The sequence below is a fragment of the Ensifer sp. LC384 genome, assembly GCF_001695865.1.
GTDB lineage: Bacteria > Pseudomonadota > Alphaproteobacteria > Rhizobiales > Rhizobiaceae > Ensifer.
Genome location: NZ_MBST01000045.1, coordinates 191,679 through 208,334, shown reverse-complemented (window position 1 = coordinate 208,334; position 16,656 = coordinate 191,679). Strand labels below are relative to the sequence as shown.

The following is a 16,656-nucleotide window of genomic DNA, read 5'->3' as shown; positions in this document are numbered from 1 at the left end:
TACGTGACCGGACCGAAAGATCCCATCAACAACAAACGCCGTGCATCGGCGAAGCTAGACATTGTGATGCGATCGGCGCTGGACCAGCTGCCGGTCGGGGCGATCGTTGTCGACGAAACAGGGACGATCGTTTCGGCAAACCCCTATGCCTGCGATCTTTTGCGCCTTCAGTCGTGCGAGTTACTCAATCGGTCTCTCCATGACCTTGTTCATGCCGACGACCAACACCTGCTGTCGCCCGATGGGACGTCGCAACCTTCGGCATCCGCCCAGACGATCCGCCTGCATGGCGCGGCCGACACCGTTTCTCTGGTTTGCTCCTCTTGTGCAATGGCGGACAACCGCTTGTTGCTGATGCTTCCGGTCGATCATCTGATCTGCGAGATTGCCGGACTTCGCAACGATGAGACGCGGTGGAAGTATGCGCTTGAAAGTGCGCTCGAAGGCGTCTGGGATCACGATTTTTCGACCGGCAATCTCTTCTACTCCGCCACGTGGAAGCGTCTGCGCGGCCTTCCTGACGACGCTGAGGTCGACGGCTCGCTCGATGCCTGGATCGAGAATGTGCATCCGGACGATCGTGCCCATGTGGTGGCTTCGATCGGGCGCCAAGATTCAGGCGAGGTCACCTACAACACGTTCCAGTATCGCGAACGCCACGCGGACGGACATTGGGTCTGGATCGAAAGCCGCGGCGCATCCGTCGCCTATGGAGAGGACGGCAAGCCCAGTCGCATTATCGGCACCGACACGGATATTACGCCGCGAAAGGAGGCCGAGACGCGGCTTGAGGAAATCTCACGGCGTCTTCGGCTGGCGCTTGACGTCTCGAAGATCGGCGTGTTCGACCACAATCTCGAAACTCAGGAGACCCTTTGGGACGAACGCATTCTGGGCATCTATGGCCTTGATCCTGGGGCCGGCGCGCCGAGTGGCCGCAACTGGGAAGACATGTTGCATCCCGACGACCGGGAAATCGCGATCGCCCGCGTCAACGGTGGCGTTGCGGCAGGAGCCCCCTTCACCAATGCGTTCCGCATCATCCTGGCGGATGGCGAAATCCGGCACATTCGTGCCAACACGGCATTCTATGTCGACCGCGACGGCACCCGCAAACTGATCGGCGCGAACTGGGACGTCACGGAAGACGTGGCGCTCCAGGAGGAGCTGCGCAAGGCCAAGGCTTCGACCGAAGCCCGCAACCGTGAACTTGAAGAAGCGCGCATCCGCATCGAATACAACGCGTTGCACGACTACCTGACGGACCTGCCGAATCGGCGCTACCTCGATCAGATCCTCGCCGACGATCCGACGCTGAATGCCATCCTCCACCTCGATCTCGATCGCTTCAAGCAGATCAACGACACGCTCGGGCATCAGGCCGGCGATGCGATGCTAATGCATGCCGCCGCGATCCTGCGGTGTCATGCCGATCAGGACGATTTCATCGCCCGCATCGGCGGCGACGAATTCGTCATTCTTTGCCGTCGTGGCCGCAGCCTTGGCGATCTGGGAGATCTCGCAGCGCGCATCGTCCATGCCTTCCGCCGCCCTATTCCCTACGACGGGCAGCTTTGCCGGCTGGGCGCCAGTATCGGCATCGCCTGGAGGGGCGAGGGCGACACCGATCCCAAGCAATTGCTGATGAATGCCGATATCGCACTCTATCGTGCCAAGAGCCTCGGCCGTGACCGATTCGAGGTATTTTCCGAGCAGATCCAGAACCAGATCCTCAGTGCCAAGCGAACCGGCGACGATATCCGTCAGGCGATCGAGGAGGGCCAGTTCGTGCCCTACTACCAGCCGCAATTCGACGCCCGCTCGCTCGATCTCACCGGTGTAGAAACCCTGGTGCGATGGGACCATCCCGAACGCGGCATCCTTGCTCCGACACATTTCCTGAAGGTGGCCGAGGAGATCAACGCCCTGCCCGCGATCGACAGGAACATCGTCGAGATGGCCTATGCCGATTTTACCGCCTGGCGTCGTGCCGGTCTCACAGTGCCCAAGATCTCGGTCAACGTCTCGTCGCGGCGGCTGCGTGATCCGAGCCTGATCTCCGACCTCCGCGCGATGCGCATTCCGCCGGGGGTTCTATCCTTCGAGTTGTTGGAATCCATATTCCTCGACGATCTCGAAGATGAGATTGCCGAGACGATCGCTGCGCTCAACGGACTCGGCATCGAGATTGAAATCGACGACTTCGGCACTGGGCACGCCTCGATCATCGGCCTGCTCAACCTCAATCCGGCCCGCCTGAAAATTGACCGGGCGCTCGTGGGGCCCATCACCGAAAGCGCCCAACAGGCAAAGCTCGTTCGCGCCATCATCGACATCGGCCACTCGCTCAACATCAAGGTGGTGGCAGAAGGCGTGGAGACCTGGGAGCACGCGGCGATCCTGAGGGATCTCGGTTGCGACATCCTGCAAGGCTACGCGCTGGCAAAGCCGATGAGCCGCCTCGATTTCGAACAGCGCATCAAAAGTGGCTGGAAGCCGTCGCCGGGCGCCGAAACGGCGCCGGAAAAAGGACGTCGCTACAAGGCGGCCAAATAAAAACCGCCCGGCTTTTCAGCCGAGCGGCGATGTCACGGGGCCGTCTGGCCACCCGAAATTACTTGCTCTGGATCTGCTCGATCGCTTCGCCGAGAAGCTCAAGCATGCGCACACGGATCTGCTCTTCGCTCTGGGCAACGCCGGCAGCGTCGAAGTCTGCCTTGATCTTGCGCACGACGTCCTCGTGGCCAGCTTCTTCGAAATCGGCCGCAACGACTTCCTTGGCATAGGCTTCCGCGTCGGTCTTGCCGAGCAAGCCGGCAGCCCAAAGGCCGAGCAGCTTGTTGCGGCGCGCCTCAGACTTGAACCGCAGTTCCTCGTCCAGCGCAAACTTGGCTTCGAAGGCCTTTTCGCGATCCTGCATCGTCGTCATCAATTGATCTCCCTTGAGAATTCCATGCCGGAAATAGTTATCGCCATAAACCAAACCAGTGGTCAAAGTGCAATGCGAAGTTTTCTTGTTTCGTGACTTTCATGGTACCCTAAGCATGTCGCGCAAAAGTGCGCAGCGGTTTTGCGATAATGGCATGCGAAAGATCAAAGATCCAAAGCGCGAGGAGCGGATCCTAGAGATCGCGACACGCTCTAGGTAAATCAGGGGAAGGGAAGATACGCCGATTGTGAAATGCGTTCTTTTCAGCTATGGACCCCGTAAGAACACTCCACTAGCGCGACCCAAGAGCGCCAACAACCACAGAGACAATATCCATGAATCGTCGCCGCCGTATCTACGAGGGCAAGGCAAAGATCCTTTATGAGGGTCCCGAGCCGGGCACGCTGATCCAGTTTTTCAAGGACGACGCGACCGCCTTCAACAAGAAAAAGCATGACGTCATCGACGGCAAGGGTGTGCTGAACAACCGGATTTCCGAGTATATCTTCACGCATCTGAACCGCATCGGCATTCCGACGCACTTCATCCGCCGTCTCAATATGCGCGAGCAGTTGATCAAGGAAGTCGAAATCATCCCGCTCGAGATCGTCGTGCGCAATGTTGCCGCTGGCTCGCTGGCAAAGCGCCTCGGCATCGAAGAAGGCACCGTCCTTCCCCGCTCGATCATCGAATTCTACTACAAGGCCGATGCTCTGGACGACCCGATGGTTTCCGAAGAGCACATCACCGCGTTCGGCTGGGCAAGCCCGCAGGAACTCGATGACGTCATGGCGCTTGCCATCCGCATCAACGACTTCCTGACCGGTCTGTTCCTCGGCGTCGGCATCCAGCTCGTCGATTTCAAGATCGAGTGCGGCCGCCTGTTCGAAGGTGACATGATGCGCATCATCCTGGCGGACGAAATCTCGCCGGACAGCTGCCGTCTGTGGGACATCGAGACCAAGGAAAAGCTCGACAAGGACCGCTTCCGCCGTGATTTGGGCGGCCTGGTCGAGGCCTATCAGGAAGTGGCTCGCCGTCTCGGCATCATGAACGAGAACGAGCCCGTGCGCGGCACCGGCCCGGTTCTGGTCAAGTAGTTTCTGGTCAAGTTAGTTCGGGGAAAGTGTAAAGTGATCAAGGCACGTGTAACCGTGACGCTGAAGAATGGCGTTCTCGATCCGCAGGGCAAGGCAATCGAAGGCGCGCTCGGCGCGTTGGGCTTCGACGGCATCGGCCAGGTCCGCCAGGGCAAGGTGTTCGATCTGCAGATCGAGACCGGCGACAGGACCAAGGCTGAGGCCGACCTCAAGGCGATGTGCGAAAAGCTACTCGCCAACACGGTGATCGAAAACTACACCATCTCCCTCGCCTAACGGCGGCGGAGCGCCGCGGATGGCCGGACATGACGGCTCGGGTGAACTGGAAATGACGATGCGGCCCATGCAGTACGGGCCCTTCCCATGCCGATCAGCCAAGCGACATCGAAGGGACATTCTGCCCGCGGCTCGATGGTTTTAAAGTGGAAGGGATGCGCAGTGCATCCAACATCGGCCCCGAGCGCACGGAACTGCGCTTCGGCCGCATCGGAAACCGCCTCGAATTGCATGAGCTTCAAGAGGCGCAGGCAGGGTTTGAACCGCACCATGAAGTCAGCCGTCGTCCAGCTTCCAGGCCTCAACCGCGATCGCGACATGATCGCTGCCCTTACAAAAATCTCCGGCAAGGCGCCCGTGACCGTCTGGCAGACGGAAACGGAGATCCCGGATGTCGACCTGATCGTCATCCCCGGCGGCTTCTCCTACGGCGACTATCTGCGCTGTGGCGCAATTGCGGCCCGCATGCCGGTCATGCAGGCGATCAAGGCGAAGGCCGAAAAGGGCGTCAAGGTTCTTGGCGTCTGCAACGGCTTCCAGATTCTGGTCGAGGCCGGTCTCCTGCCGGGCGCGCTGATGCGCAACGCTTCGCTCAAATTTGTTTGCCGCGAAGTCAAGCTTGAGGTTGTCAACGCCGACACAGATTTTACCCGCGCCTATTCCAAGGGGCAGATCATCCGCAGCCCCGTCGCACACCACGACGGCAACTATTTTGCTGACGCTGAGACCCTGGAGTCGATCGAAGGCAATGGCCAGGTCGTGTTCCGTTACGCCGAAGGCACCAATCCGAACGGTTCGATGGGCGATATTGCCGGCGTGATGAACAAGGCCGGCAACGTACTCGGCATGATGCCACATCCGGAAAATCTGATCGAAGCGGCTCACGGCGGCGCCGATGGTCGCGGCATCTTCGCTTCGGCTCTCGAAGTAATCGCCGCTTAACCGTCCCACTGATAGAAGGCATTCGACCATCCCCTTAACGCAAGCGAGACCGTCGATGCCTTCAACTTTCACTGGACGCCTGATCGCCCCTGCTTGCGCGGCATTCGCCCTGACATTTCTGACGTCCTGCCAATCGCCGCGCCCACCGGCGCCGACAGCAAATTCGGCCGCCCTGCCGACGATGGAGCGCGTTGCGCTTGGCGCCAACAGCTGCTGGTTCAAATCGGGCGATCCGGCCTTCAAGAACTACCGGCTCGCCCCTGAACTCAATTCCTTCTCCGGACGCCCCCGTATCCTGATCGTACCGCGCAAGTCGCCCGAAGCACGGCCGCTGGCCGTCGTTCAGGCGGAAGGCCAGCCGGCGCGGCTGCAGGCGTTCGGGCCGTTGCTGAGCGAACCGGTCGGCACCCGCATGAGCGCAGATATCCGCCGCTGGGCCGCTGGCGGCCAGGGCTGCAATTAATCAAGCCACCGGTTGAGAGTTCGGACGCTGCGGGGCCGGCACCCTCAGCGTTCGCCAATGCGCGTCGCGAAGGATCGTCTACCGCGCTTTGATTTTTTGCGCATGCCGTTATTGCAAAACCGCGACACATTTCGCGCCGCGTGCGTTAACGCCAGAACGGCACCGACGATTCCCGCCGGGCATCCTTCTCGCAGACGCCGATATCCCTCAATTGCCAGTCGCTCATCTCTTCGAGAGCCAAGCGGCTGCGCCTCTTGGCCGCCAGGAAGCAGTAGAGCCGCCAGAGGCGCTGAAGCGCATTCTTCGCCCTCCCCGAAAATTCGACGTCGAACCCGACCTTGCGGCGTGCGCGAGGGGCCTTTTCCACGACGGTCGAGCAAATTGTATCAATTGTACTCATTGTGCGCTCCAATGCATCGATTGACATCATTGCATTGGTGATAATTGACATATTTCGCCCTGTAATCTAGATAATTGTCACTATGACAAATTGGCTCCCAGACATTCAGCAGGGTCACGGTCCGCTTTATGCGCGGATTGCAGACCAGATCGAGCAGGCAATCGGCGAAGGCGCCCTGCCCGTCGGCGCCAAATTGCCGCCGCAGCGCAACCTCGCCTATGACATTGGTGTCACCATTGGCACCATCGGACGCGCCTACAATATCGTGCGCGAACGCGGTCTTGTCAGCGGCGAGGTCGGGCGCGGAACCTATGTGCTGGATCACCAGGAAAGCCGCCCGCCGGAGCAGGCCGACCCGCTGACCACATCCCTGGCCGGCACCCGGCCGCTGATTGCACCCGCCGGGAAATTGCGCTTCGACAGCACCGCGGCACCGGATATAGGCCAGGGCCATGTCTTGAGTGAACTGCTGAGCGAGATCAGCCGCGATCACCACGCCGACATTGCCAGCTACGCCCGCAACTTCCCGGATCATTGGTTCGAGGCCGGATGCCAATGGTTGGCACGCGGCGGCTTTCGTCCCTCGCCGGAAACGATCGTGCCGACGCTGGGTGCGCATGCTGCGGTTATCGCCGTAATCGCCGCCGTGACCTCGCCCGGCGATCGTATCGCCTTCGAGACGCTTACCTACTCCCAGGTCAGCCGCAGCGCTGGCCTGATCGGGCGTCGCACGACGCTGATGGAATCGGATGAATTCGGGCTGATTCCCGAGGACTTCGAGCGGGTTTGTGCCCAGCAGCATCCCAAGCTCGCCTTCCTGATGCCGAGCGCGCAAAACCCGACCGTTGCCGTCATGCCGCTTGCCCGGCGCCAGGCGATTGCCGATATCGCCCGTAAATACGGCGTCTGGCTGGTCGAAGACGATCTTTATGGTGCCATGACCGGCGATCCGACGCCGCCATTGGCGGAGCTTGCGCCCGAGCGAACCTTTCTCGTCGGCGGCCTTTCAAAGTCCGTCGCCGCTGGCGTGCGCGGCGGCTGGGTTGCCTGCCCTCCCCATTTCAGCCAGCGCATCCGCATTGCCCACAAGATGGTCAGCGGCGGCCTGCCGTTCATCCTGGCGGAGCTTTGCGCGCGGCTTGTTCTCTCCGGCTCGGCCACCATTCTGCGAAGCAAGGGTATCGAAGAGATCCGGGTGCGCGAGGCGATGGCGCGCGAAGTGTTCGACGGTATCGAGTTCAGCTCGCATCCGAGTGTTCCCTTCCTCTGGATGAAGCTGCCGGAGCCTTGGCTTTCCGGAACGTTCAAGCAGGCAGCACTACAGGAAGGCGTGCTCGTCGACGACGAGGATGAGTTCAAGGCCGGCCGGGCGGACCGCGTCTTCCACCGCATTCGCATCGGCTTTTCCTCGCCGGCCGACCGTGCCGAGGTGCGCCGTGGCTTTCAGACGCTGAGGCGGCTGCTCGACAGCGGGCGAGCGGGCTACGATAGTTTCGACTGATAACCCGGATCCGCGGGGTGACTTTCGCGCAAGGCTGAGCATCATATGTTTTAGCAGTCTTGCGTAGATCGATTCGCTTCAGGGATTCGGCATGCCATCATTGCTTCTTCTTCGTCCATCGCGCTGCTTCGCAACATTGTCGCTTCTTCTCGCCGGTATGGTGCCGACCGCCCCCGCCATCGCCGGTGACGGCATCTTCGATGAGATGCGCTTCGGGACGACTGCGTCCATCAACAACGGCGATAACCGCGAGCATGGCGTCTTTCCTTCGTTCACGGTCTTCCTCGATCCGCTCGATGCAGACGGCGCCAAGGATCTTGGCGAGCAGCTGCTGCGACCGCGCATTCATGCAGGGGCCGCCATCGCAACCTCGTCCGAAGGCGCCAACGAAGTCTATGGCGGCTTGAGCTGGACCTTCGATGTGACGAAGCGGTTCTTCGTCGAGCTTGGCGCCGGCGGAACGGTGCATGACGGAGAATTGCACGCTGACGGCACGTTGGGGCCGAAGCTCGGCTGCCGCCTGCTCTTCCGCGAATATGCCGCGGCCGGCTTGAGGTTCGACGAGCATTGGAACCTGTCGGCGACGGTGGAGCATGCCTCGCATGCCGAACTTTGCGATGGTCCCAACGACGGCTTGACCCGCGCCGGCCTCGCGCTCGGCTACAAGTTCTGACAGGTCAGCATCAGCGAGACGCCCGGGCGCCTCGAAAAAGGGCGGCAACCGTTGTTGATCGCCCGTATTTTTCTGTCGCGCCGCGCCGCAGCATACGCTAAAGAAGCCGCAAAGCGCCCCCTGTGTCTGTTGCGGTTCGCACGCGCCATATCCCGTGGAAGGATTGCGCGCCGCCCGAAGGATTTGACGGTCGACGATGACGATTTCCAACACCCGCCCCATCACCCCGGAACTCATCGCCTCGCACGGGCTCAAGCCCGATGAATACGAGCGCATTCTCGGCCTGATCGGACGCGAGCCGACTTTTACCGAGCTTGGCATCTTTTCGGCGATGTGGAACGAGCACTGCTCCTACAAATCTTCGAAGAAGTGGCTTCGCACGCTGCCGACCAAGGGTCCGCGCGTCATCCAGGGGCCTGGCGAAAATGCCGGCGTGGTCGACATCGATGACGGCGACTGCGTCGTTTTCAAGATGGAGAGCCACAACCACCCGTCCTACATCGAGCCCTACCAGGGTGCAGCGACCGGCGTCGGCGGCATTTTGCGCGACGTCTTCACCATGGGCGCTCGCCCGGTTGCGGCGATGAACGCCCTGCGCTTCGGTTCGCCCGATCATCCGAAGACCCGCCACCTCGTTTCCGGCGTCGTTGCCGGCGTCGGCGGCTACGGCAATTCCTTCGGCGTTCCGACCGTCGGTGGCGAAGTCGAGTTTGATGCCCGCTACAACGGCAACATCCTCGTCAACGCCTTCGCCGCCGGTCTCGCCAAGAGCGACGCGATCTTCTACTCCAAGGCTGAAGGCGTCGGTCTCCCGGTCGTTTACCTCGGCGCCAAGACGGGTCGTGACGGCGTGGGCGGTGCAACCATGGCCTCGGCCGAGTTCGACGAATCGATCGAGGAAAAACGCCCGACCGTCCAGGTCGGCGACCCCTTCACCGAAAAGTGCCTGCTCGAAGCCTGCCTTGAGCTGATGCAGACGGGCGCCGTCATCGCCATCCAGGACATGGGTGCCGCCGGTCTCACCTGCTCGGCCGTTGAAATGGGCGCCAAGGGCGACCTCGGTATCGAACTCAACCTCGACACCGTGCCGGTGCGCGAAGAACGCATGACCGCCTATGAGATGATGCTCTCGGAAAGCCAGGAGCGCATGCTCATGGTGCTGGAGCCGGCCAAGGAAGAAGTCGCCAAGGCGATTTTCGTCAAGTGGGGTCTCGATTTTGCGATCGTCGGCAAGACCACCGACGACCTGCGCTTCCGCATCCTGCATCAGGGCGAGGAAGTCGCAAACCTGCCGATCAAGGAACTGGGCGACGAAGCGCCGGAATATGACCGCCCTTGGACGCCGGCCAAGGTTCCGACGGCACTTGCGACCAACGACATTCCGCAGACGGATGTTGCCGACGCGCTCGTGCAACTGGTCGGTTCGGCCAACAATTCCTCGCGGCGCTGGGTTTACGAACAGTACGACACTCTGATCCAGGGCAATTCGCTGCAGCTGCCGGGCGGTGACGCCGGCGTGGTGCGCGTTGAGGGGCACCCGACCAAGGCGCTGGCCTTCTCCTCCGACGTGACGCCGCGCTATGTCGAGGCGGATCCGTTCGAAGGCGGCAAGCAGGCGGTTGCCGAATGCTGGCGCAACCTGACGGCGACAGGCGCTCTGCCGCTGGCGGCCACTGACAATCTCAATTTCGGCAATCCGGAACGCCCCGAAATCATGAGCCAGCTGGTTCATGCCATTAAGGGCATCGGCGAAGCCTGCACGGCGCTCGACTTCCCGATCGTTTCCGGCAACGTGTCGCTCTACAACGAGACCAACGGCCAGGGAATCCTGCCGACCCCGACCATCGGCGGCGTCGGCCTGATCAAGGACTGGTCGAAGATGGCGCGCATCCGTTTTGCCGCTGCCGGCGAAACGATCCTTCTTGCCGGTGCGCCTGATGGTCTCGGCTCGCACATCGCCCAGTCGGTCTATATGCGTGACGTCCATGGCCGCACCGACGGCCCGGCACCGCATGTCGATCTGGCGCATGAGCGCAAAGTCGGCGACTTCGTCCGCGGCCTGATCCACGATGGCCTTGCGACCGCCGTTCATGACTGCTCGTCGGGTGGCCTGGCTCTTGCGGTCGCCGAGATGGCGATGGCATCGGGCATCGGCGCCACGGTCGGCGCGGTCACGGGTCATGATCCGATCGCCAGCTTCTACGGCGAAGATCAGGGCCGCTACGTCGTGACGGTTGCTGCCGGCGCGCTCGATGCCGTCCTCGCACGAGCGAAAACCGCTGGCGTTTCCTTGCCGGCGATCGGCAAGACCGGCGGCGATGCGGTCAAACTTGGCGACGCCAAGGCGGTCTCGATCGGGCAGTTGCGCTCCGCCCACGAGGCGTGGTTCCCGGAATTCATGCAGGGCGACCTGGCACCGGAAAACTGAGACTGCGCGACGGCGGCCGGGTGCGGCGGCAATTCGAAATTGCCGCACGCGCAGGGCTGCGTGAGTTTCCGTTGCGATCAATTCAGCAATTGCGTTTCGCCCCTGAATCGTGGTTCCCTGAGTGTATGGACAGTGTCGGCAACGCTGCGGGCACTGCAGAATAACAAGGAGTTGGCGTAACATGCCCATGACACCAGGCGACATCGAAGACATGATCAAGGCAGGAATTCCCGGCGCCAAGGTCACGATCCGCGATCTGGCCGGTGACGGCGACCACTATGCCGCCGAAGTCGTGGCCGAAGCGTTTCGCGGCAAGACCCGGGTGCAGCAGCACCAGATGGTCTACAACGCGCTGAAGGGCAACATGGGCGGCGTTCTGCACGCCCTCGCCCTTCAGACCAGCGCGCCGGAGTAAGCAGGCAATGGCCGATCTGATCAAGGAACTGGTCAGTGGCGTTGTCGACAGCGCGCTGAAGGAAATCCTGAAGAAGACCGGCGTCAAGCGGACCGCGACAAAGCGGACCAAACGCCGGACACGCAAGGCAGCGACGGGCGGCATTCTGGGCGATCTCCTGGAAGCCGCCATCGGCAAGCCGGCCAAGAAACAGGTGAGCCGGCGGCGAACCGCCAGCGCACGCAGCAAGGCACGCCGCCGTTCGGCCTGAGCAGTTGTATTAAAACCACATCTTGAGGCCCATCAATATTTGTTGCATTTGGGTGATGAAAATCACTGATATGCATGCTATCTAAGGCCCAATCGATATCCGGTCCTTGAAACCGGCGCAGGAAGGATGAAAAGATGAGCGGAATTCACGAATTCATCGCGAACGAAGTCAAGACCAACGACGTGGTACTCTTCATGAAGGGTACGCCGCAGTTCCCGCAATGTGGTTTCTCCGGCCAGGTGGTCCAGATTCTTGATTACATCGGCGTCGACTACAAGGGCATCAACGTTCTTGCCGACGCGGACCTGCGCCAGGGCATCAAGGACTATTCGAACTGGCCGACCATTCCCCAGCTTTATGTAAAGGGTGAATTCGTCGGCGGTTGCGACATTGTCCGCGAAATGTTCCAGGCTGGCGAACTCCAGTCGCACCTGCAGGAACAGGGAATTTCGGTCAAGGGCGCTGCTGCCTAAGTCAGGCCGCCAACTCCGATCTGGTCGGAAAAGGCGGGCGACCGCCTTTTTTGATTCCGGAAATAAATCCGGATCGTCTAATTTTCGTTGTTCTTTTCTAGGTGGAACACATTCTCGTTCTGTCATGAAGCGGTCGCGATAAATCGGCATAAGCAGCCTGAAAGGGCGTTCGCCCGTCCCCATGCTCCGGCTTGGCCCGGCTGCCCATCGCCGAAAGTCCCTTTCGCTTCACATCGGATGCCGCTTGCACCGCTTTGCCGGACCAGGCCCGTCCTCTCAAACGACACTCGACATGCCGACCGGCATTTTGCCAGCCGACGTCGCCTCTTTCCGGAACAAACTCCGGTCTTGACCTATTACGGTTGCGCCCGGCGCGCCGCAAGGATTTTGCCTATGACGAGCACGACAGACGAAGCGGCCGCTCCCGGCCTCAGCAAATTTCAGTTCATCGCCCTGATGGCCATGCTGATGGCAGTCAATGCCTTGTCGATCGACATTATGTTGCCGGGTCTGCAGCAGATCGGCGCCAGCCTCGGCGTCACCGATGAAAATCATCGGCAGTATGTCATCACTGCCTATCTCATCGGCATGGGCGTGGCGCAGCTGTTCTTCGGCCCGCTGTCAGATCGTTTCGGCCGCAAGGCGCCGCTGCTCACAGGTCTCGGTATCTACGGTGTCTGCGCGGTCGCAATCACCATTGTACCGACCTTCAGCGCCCTGCTCGCGCTTCGCTTTGTCCAGGGCATCGGCGCCGCCGCCACGCGCGTCATCACCGTGTCGATCGTGCGTGACGTCTATGGTGGCCGTCGCATGGCTGAAGTGATGTCGCTGATCATGATGGTGTTCATGATCGTACCGGTCATAGCGCCAAGCGTCGGACAGCTGATCATGATCTTTGCCGAATGGCACATGATCTTCGTCGTCATCGCGCTCTTTGCCTTCACGATAGCAACGCTCGTCGTGTTCCGGCTCCAGGAGACGTTGAACCCGGATCATCGCCGGGCCTTCACGCCGGCGGTCATCCTCAGCGGCTTCAAGATCGTCCTGACGAACCGTCTGTCGCTATTCTACACGCTGGGGACATCGGTCATCCTCGGTGCGCTCTTCGGCTTCATCAACTCCGCCCAGCAGATCCTCGTTGGGGTCTACGGGCTGGGTCTGTGGTTCCCGGTCGTGTTTGCGGCATTTGCAGGAATGATGGCGGTCGCGTCGTTCACCAATTCGCAGCTCGTTCGGCGTTTCGGCATGCGGGCGCTGTCGCATGCCGCACTGCTCGGCTTCATGCTGGCGAGCCTCCTCTGGATGGTGGCGTCGCTTTATGGCCCGGTGCCCTTCCCGCTCTTCGTGGTTCTCTATGGTGCTGCGATGTTCCAGTTCGGGCTGATCGCGTCGAACTTCAACGCGATGGCGATGGAGCCGCTCGGCCACGTCGCCGGCACCGCCTCCTCGGTGCTCGGCTTTACCCAGACCATCGGCGGCGGCGTCATCGGTGCCATCATCGGTCAGGCCTTCGACGGCACGGCGACACCGCTTGCGATCGGTTATTTCACCGTTGCGGCGATCGGTGTCGTGTTCGTTCTCATCGCCGAACGCGGAAAGCTGTTCAAGGCACACAACCCGGCGGGCTGATCACAGCCTGCCAAACAGCCTTGCCAACCGGATTTCTCCTCCCAGATCTGCTCTTACGGGTACGCACAATGACCTCAATCACCACACAATCCGACCATGTCGACGGGGTTTCGGGCGCAGCGCGCCTCAACATGGGCCTCCTCGAGTTCATCATCACCATTGCCGTCATGACGGCGAGCGTGGCGATTGCCATCGACAGTATGCTGCCGGCTTTGCCGAGCATTGGCCAGTCGCTCAGCGTCGCCAACTCCAACGACACCCAGCTCGTCATCGGCGTGTTCTTCCTCGGTTTCGGCCTTTCGCAGATCTTCTTCGGTAGCCTTTCCGATACATTCGGACGGCGCACCGTGCTGCTCGGGGGCCTTGCCTTCTTCACCGTGTCGATGTTTGCCGCCGCCCTCACGCAGAGCTTCGAAATGCTGCTCGTCCTGCGCTTCGTCCAGGGTATTGGTGCAGCCGCCGTGCGCATTACCACCATGGCGATCGTGCGCGACTGCTTCGGCGGTCGCGAGATGGCGCGGGTGATGTCCTACGTCATGATCGTCTTCATGATCGTTCCGATCGTCGCGCCTTCCATCGGCCAACTCGTCATCCTCTATGCCAACTGGCACTGGATCTTCATCCTGATCGGGATCATCGGCGCAGTCCTCTTCGTCTGGGCACTGGCCCGCATGAAGGAATCGCTGCCGAAGGAAGAGCGGCTGCCGCTTTCGGTATCGTCGGTCGCAACCGGTTTCAAGACTGTGCTGACCAACCGCATCACCTGCGGCTACATGATCGGCATGACGCTGTTCACCGCCGTGATCTGCGCCTACATCGTCACCGTCCAGCAGATCTTCGGCGAGGTCTATGGCCTCGGCGACTGGTTGCCGATCGCCTTTGCCGGCACCGCCGGCGGCATCGCCGTTGCAAACTTCGCCAACGGCTTCTTCGTGCGCAGCTTCGGCATGCGTCGCATCTCGCATGTGTCGATGATCCTGTTCACCCTGCTTTCGGTGATCGGCTTTGTCATGTCGCTCTGGGGTACGCCGGCCTTCGTCGTCAGCTACCTCATGTTCTCTGTGCTGTTGATGTTCTTCGCGGTGATCGCGACCAACTTCACCGCGATCAGCCTGGAGCCGATGGGTCACCTTGCCGGCACGGCGACCGCCATCACCGGCTTCGTCTCGACAACCGGCGGCGCGCTGCTCGGCGGCGCCGTAGGCCAACTGTTCAACGGCACGCTGCAGCCGCTGTTCGGGGGCTTCGCCGTCTTCGGCCTCGTGACGGTCCTGGCGACGCTCTGGGCCGAGAAGGGCAAGCTCTTCACCCATCCCGGCGACAAGGACGTCTCGCTCGACCACGGCGGCGGCCATATGTAGATTTAAACCGGACCAACAAGAAGCCCGCCTGGAGCGATCCCGGCGGGCTTTGTGTTTCTATGATTTCGTCTTGTTAGACGGTGAAGACTTCGCGGCGCAGCGTTTCCCAACTGTCCTTGTCGGTGGCCAGCAGCAGGCCGCCATTGAGATGGGCAGGCAGATAGGGCGAACCGTCGAAGCGAGCGGCGTAGGCGCCTGCCTCCAGCGCTATCAGCGTGCCGGCCAGGTGATCCCAGGGCATCAGCTTCTGGTACATCAGGAAGTGGATGTAGCCGCCGGCAAGGATGCGGTATTCGTGCGCCGCACAACGGTAGCTGGTGGCGATCCGGACCTTGGCCATGTTGGCCATGACCTCGCGCCGTGCCTCTTGCTTGTAAAAGCCCGTCGAGGCGCCGCCGACCATGCTTTCAAGCGGAACGCCTACGGTCACCGACATGCGCTCCTGCGAGCCGTCAGGGCGGCACATCCAGGCGCCCGAGCCCTTTTCGGCGATCACCCAATCGTTGCCGAGCGGATCGTAGATGATGCCGGCAACCGTCTCGCCCTTGGAAACGACGCTCGCCATCACGCCGAACAGCGGCAGGCCGGCCGCGAAGTTGAAAGTGCCGTCGATAGGATCGACGACGACGGCGAGATCGGCATCAGCCAGCTTGTCGAGCAGCGCCGGATCGGCAGCGACGGATTCTTCGCCGATGAATACGGCGCCCGGCGCAATCTCGTCCATGCGCGCCTTGATCAGGCGCTCGGCCGCCTCGTCGCCCTCGGTGACGAGATCGATCGCTTCCGACTTCATCCGGACATCGCCCGCACCGAGATTGCGAAACCGCGGCAGGATTTCTTTGACCGCGGCCTCCTGCAGCAGATTGGCAAGGGCGGCGATGTCGACGGAATGGCTCATTCTTTGGGCTCCGGTGAGAGGGACTGGAAGTCGAAAAGCTTGGGGTCAAGCAGATGCGACGGGTTCACGTGGCCGAGTGCCCGCAGCATCGTATCCTTGCGGCCGGGCATGCGCCGTTCGAGATCGGCAAGCATCGCCTTCATCGCGTTGCGTTCCAGCCCGTCCTGCGAACCGCAGAGGTCGCAAGGAATGATCGGGAATTCCATGGCAGCGGCAAATTTCGCCAGATCGTCTTCCGCCGCATAGGCCAGCGGCCGCAGCAGCATCAGGTCGCCCTCGTCGTTCAGAAGCTTCGCCGGCATCGAGGCGAGCCTGCCGCCATGGAAGAAGTTCATGAAGAAGGTTTCGAGAATGTCTTCCCGATGGTGGCCGAGGACCAGCGCGTCGCAGCCCTCCTCGCGCGCGATCCGGTAGAGATTGCCGCGGCGCAAGCGCGAACAGAGCGAACAGTAGGTCGCTCCGGTCTGCACCTTTTCCTTCACGATGGAATAGGTGTCGCGGTATTCGATGCGATGCTTCACGCCGATCGAGGCGAGATATTCCGGCAGGATATGCTTCGGAAAATTCGGCTGGCCCTGGTCGAGATTGCAGGCGACCAGCTCGACGGGCAGCAGCCCGCGCCACTGCAGGTCCATCAGCAGTGCCAGCAGGCTGTAGCTGTCCTTGCCGCCGGAGATCCCGACCAGCCAGCGCTTGGCGCCCTTCAACATGCCAAAATCGTCCAGCGCCTGCCGCGTCTGCCGCAGCAGCCGCTTGCGCAGTTTGTTGAAGGAGACGGACGACGGCATGCGTTCGAAGATCGGATGAAGGCCTGTCTCGATGTCGCCGTCTTCAACGGCAATGTCGATTGCGTCAGGCGAAATGGCTGGCGAATGATCCATGGCAACGATCCTGGAATGGGGCCGGCACAGGACAAAT

17 protein-coding genes are annotated in these 16,656 nt (G+C 61.3%); 13 read left to right on the top strand and 4 right to left on the bottom strand.

Annotated elements, in window-relative coordinates; genetic code table 11:
* Window positions 1-66: 66 nt before the first annotated feature.
* A complete protein-coding gene (locus BC363_RS26210; protein WP_141690435.1) occupies window positions 67-2,556 on the top strand; it encodes an EAL domain-containing protein in 2,490 nt (829 codons plus the stop codon).
* A 58-nt stretch (window positions 2,557-2,614) separates the two neighbouring features.
* Here BC363_RS26210 and BC363_RS26205 read toward each other — a convergent pair whose 3' ends face one another.
* Complete coding sequence (locus BC363_RS26205; protein WP_065780188.1) at window positions 2,615-2,929, bottom strand: ATPase inhibitor subunit zeta; 315 nt, start codon at window positions 2,927-2,929, stop codon at window positions 2,615-2,617.
* A 335-nt stretch (window positions 2,930-3,264) separates the two neighbouring features.
* Between BC363_RS26205 and purC the strand changes: the two genes are divergently transcribed.
* The 4 genes from purC (at window position 3,265) to BC363_RS26185 (ending at window position 5,710) form a co-directional block, all read left to right on the top strand.
* Window positions 3,265-4,029, top strand: coding sequence for a phosphoribosylaminoimidazolesuccinocarboxamide synthase (purC, locus tag BC363_RS26200; protein ID WP_025427151.1), 765 nt, complete (start codon window positions 3,265-3,267; stop codon window positions 4,027-4,029).
* 33 nt (window positions 4,030-4,062) lie between these two features.
* Window positions 4,063-4,305 (top strand): phosphoribosylformylglycinamidine synthase subunit PurS, encoded by a 243-nt coding sequence (gene purS, locus BC363_RS26195; protein ID WP_065780186.1) that lies wholly within the window; start codon window positions 4,063-4,065, stop codon window positions 4,303-4,305.
* A 270-nt stretch (window positions 4,306-4,575) separates the two neighbouring features.
* Window positions 4,576-5,247, top strand: coding sequence for a phosphoribosylformylglycinamidine synthase subunit PurQ (gene purQ, locus BC363_RS26190; protein WP_065780368.1), 672 nt, complete (start codon window positions 4,576-4,578; stop codon window positions 5,245-5,247).
* 55 nt (window positions 5,248-5,302) lie between these two features.
* Window positions 5,303-5,710 (top strand): hypothetical protein, encoded by a 408-nt coding sequence (locus BC363_RS26185; protein WP_065780184.1) that lies wholly within the window; start codon window positions 5,303-5,305, stop codon window positions 5,708-5,710.
* Between the two features lie 145 nt (window positions 5,711-5,855).
* Here the strand turns inward: BC363_RS26185 and BC363_RS26180 are convergent, their stop codons facing one another.
* Window positions 5,856-6,110: a DUF1127 domain-containing protein gene (locus BC363_RS26180; RefSeq protein WP_065780366.1), complete on the bottom strand. Its 255-nt coding sequence runs from the start codon at window positions 6,108-6,110 to the stop codon at window positions 5,856-5,858.
* An 82-nt stretch (window positions 6,111-6,192) separates the two neighbouring features.
* Here BC363_RS26180 and BC363_RS26175 point away from each other — a divergent pair, with 82 nt between their 5' ends.
* The 8 genes from BC363_RS26175 (at window position 6,193) to BC363_RS26140 (ending at window position 14,840) form a co-directional block, all read left to right on the top strand.
* Window positions 6,193-7,611: a PLP-dependent aminotransferase family protein gene (locus BC363_RS26175; protein WP_065780182.1), complete on the top strand. Its 1,419-nt coding sequence runs from the start codon at window positions 6,193-6,195 to the stop codon at window positions 7,609-7,611.
* A 91-nt stretch (window positions 7,612-7,702) separates the two neighbouring features.
* Window positions 7,703-8,284 carry an acyloxyacyl hydrolase gene (locus tag BC363_RS26170; RefSeq protein WP_141690434.1) on the top strand — a complete coding sequence of 194 codons (582 nt, stop codon included), beginning with the start codon at window positions 7,703-7,705 and terminating at the stop codon, window positions 8,282-8,284.
* A gap of 196 nt (window positions 8,285-8,480) precedes the next feature.
* Window positions 8,481-10,712, top strand: coding sequence for a phosphoribosylformylglycinamidine synthase subunit PurL (gene purL / locus BC363_RS26165; protein ID WP_065780178.1), 2,232 nt, complete (start codon window positions 8,481-8,483; stop codon window positions 10,710-10,712).
* Between the two features lie 181 nt (window positions 10,713-10,893).
* Window positions 10,894-11,127 (top strand): BolA family transcriptional regulator, encoded by a 234-nt coding sequence (locus BC363_RS26160; RefSeq protein WP_057248940.1) that lies wholly within the window; start codon window positions 10,894-10,896, stop codon window positions 11,125-11,127.
* A gap of 7 nt (window positions 11,128-11,134) precedes the next feature.
* Complete coding sequence (locus BC363_RS26155; RefSeq protein WP_065780176.1) at window positions 11,135-11,377, top strand: hypothetical protein; 243 nt, start codon at window positions 11,135-11,137, stop codon at window positions 11,375-11,377.
* A 134-nt stretch (window positions 11,378-11,511) separates the two neighbouring features.
* Entirely contained in the window at window positions 11,512-11,850 is a 339-nt protein-coding gene (grxD, locus tag BC363_RS26150) for a Grx4 family monothiol glutaredoxin (protein WP_065780174.1), read from the top strand.
* A gap of 393 nt (window positions 11,851-12,243) precedes the next feature.
* Complete coding sequence (locus tag BC363_RS26145; RefSeq protein ID WP_065780172.1) at window positions 12,244-13,479, top strand: multidrug effflux MFS transporter; 1,236 nt, start codon at window positions 12,244-12,246, stop codon at window positions 13,477-13,479.
* 68 nt (window positions 13,480-13,547) lie between these two features.
* Window positions 13,548-14,840: a multidrug effflux MFS transporter gene (locus BC363_RS26140; protein ID WP_065780170.1), complete on the top strand. Its 1,293-nt coding sequence runs from the start codon at window positions 13,548-13,550 to the stop codon at window positions 14,838-14,840.
* Between the two features lie 73 nt (window positions 14,841-14,913).
* Here BC363_RS26140 and BC363_RS26135 read toward each other — a convergent pair whose 3' ends face one another.
* Window positions 14,914-15,738 carry an inositol monophosphatase family protein gene (locus tag BC363_RS26135; RefSeq protein ID WP_065780167.1) on the bottom strand — a complete coding sequence of 275 codons (825 nt, stop codon included), beginning with the start codon at window positions 15,736-15,738 and terminating at the stop codon, window positions 14,914-14,916.
* The gene (gene ttcA, locus BC363_RS26130; RefSeq protein ID WP_065780165.1) at window positions 15,735-16,619 is read right to left on the bottom strand and encodes a tRNA 2-thiocytidine(32) synthetase TtcA; all 885 of its coding nucleotides are present in this window, start codon (window positions 16,617-16,619) and stop codon (window positions 15,735-15,737) included. Before ttcA ends, BC363_RS26135 begins: the two co-directional genes overlap by 4 nt.
* Between the last annotated feature and the right edge of the window lie 37 nt (window positions 16,620-16,656).

Coding starts and splice junctions, on each gene's coding strand:
- BC363_RS26210 (WP_141690435.1), top strand. CDS start 67: ATGCGATCGGCGCTGGACCAGCTGCCGGTCGGGGCGATCGTTGTCGAC.
- BC363_RS26205 (WP_065780188.1), bottom strand. CDS start 2,929: ATGACGACGATGCAGGATCGCGAAAAGGCCTTCGAAGCCAAGTTTGCG.
- purC (WP_025427151.1), top strand. CDS start 3,265: ATGAATCGTCGCCGCCGTATCTACGAGGGCAAGGCAAAGATCCTTTAT.
- purQ (WP_065780368.1), top strand. CDS start 4,576: ATGAAGTCAGCCGTCGTCCAGCTTCCAGGCCTCAACCGCGATCGCGAC.
- BC363_RS26185 (WP_065780184.1), top strand. CDS start 5,303: ATGCCTTCAACTTTCACTGGACGCCTGATCGCCCCTGCTTGCGCGGCA.
- BC363_RS26180 (WP_065780366.1), bottom strand. CDS start 6,110: ATGAGTACAATTGATACAATTTGCTCGACCGTCGTGGAAAAGGCCCCT.
- BC363_RS26175 (WP_065780182.1), top strand. CDS start 6,193: ATGACAAATTGGCTCCCAGACATTCAGCAGGGTCACGGTCCGCTTTAT.
- BC363_RS26170 (WP_141690434.1), top strand. CDS start 7,703: ATGCCATCATTGCTTCTTCTTCGTCCATCGCGCTGCTTCGCAACATTG.
- purL (WP_065780178.1), top strand. CDS start 8,481: ATGACGATTTCCAACACCCGCCCCATCACCCCGGAACTCATCGCCTCG.
- BC363_RS26160 (WP_057248940.1), top strand. CDS start 10,894: ATGCCCATGACACCAGGCGACATCGAAGACATGATCAAGGCAGGAATT.
- BC363_RS26155 (WP_065780176.1), top strand. CDS start 11,135: ATGGCCGATCTGATCAAGGAACTGGTCAGTGGCGTTGTCGACAGCGCG.
- grxD (WP_065780174.1), top strand. CDS start 11,512: ATGAGCGGAATTCACGAATTCATCGCGAACGAAGTCAAGACCAACGAC.
- BC363_RS26145 (WP_065780172.1), top strand. CDS start 12,244: ATGACGAGCACGACAGACGAAGCGGCCGCTCCCGGCCTCAGCAAATTT.
- BC363_RS26140 (WP_065780170.1), top strand. CDS start 13,548: ATGACCTCAATCACCACACAATCCGACCATGTCGACGGGGTTTCGGGC.
- BC363_RS26135 (WP_065780167.1), bottom strand. CDS start 15,738: ATGAGCCATTCCGTCGACATCGCCGCCCTTGCCAATCTGCTGCAGGAG.
- ttcA (WP_065780165.1), bottom strand. CDS start 16,619: ATGGATCATTCGCCAGCCATTTCGCCTGACGCAATCGACATTGCCGTT.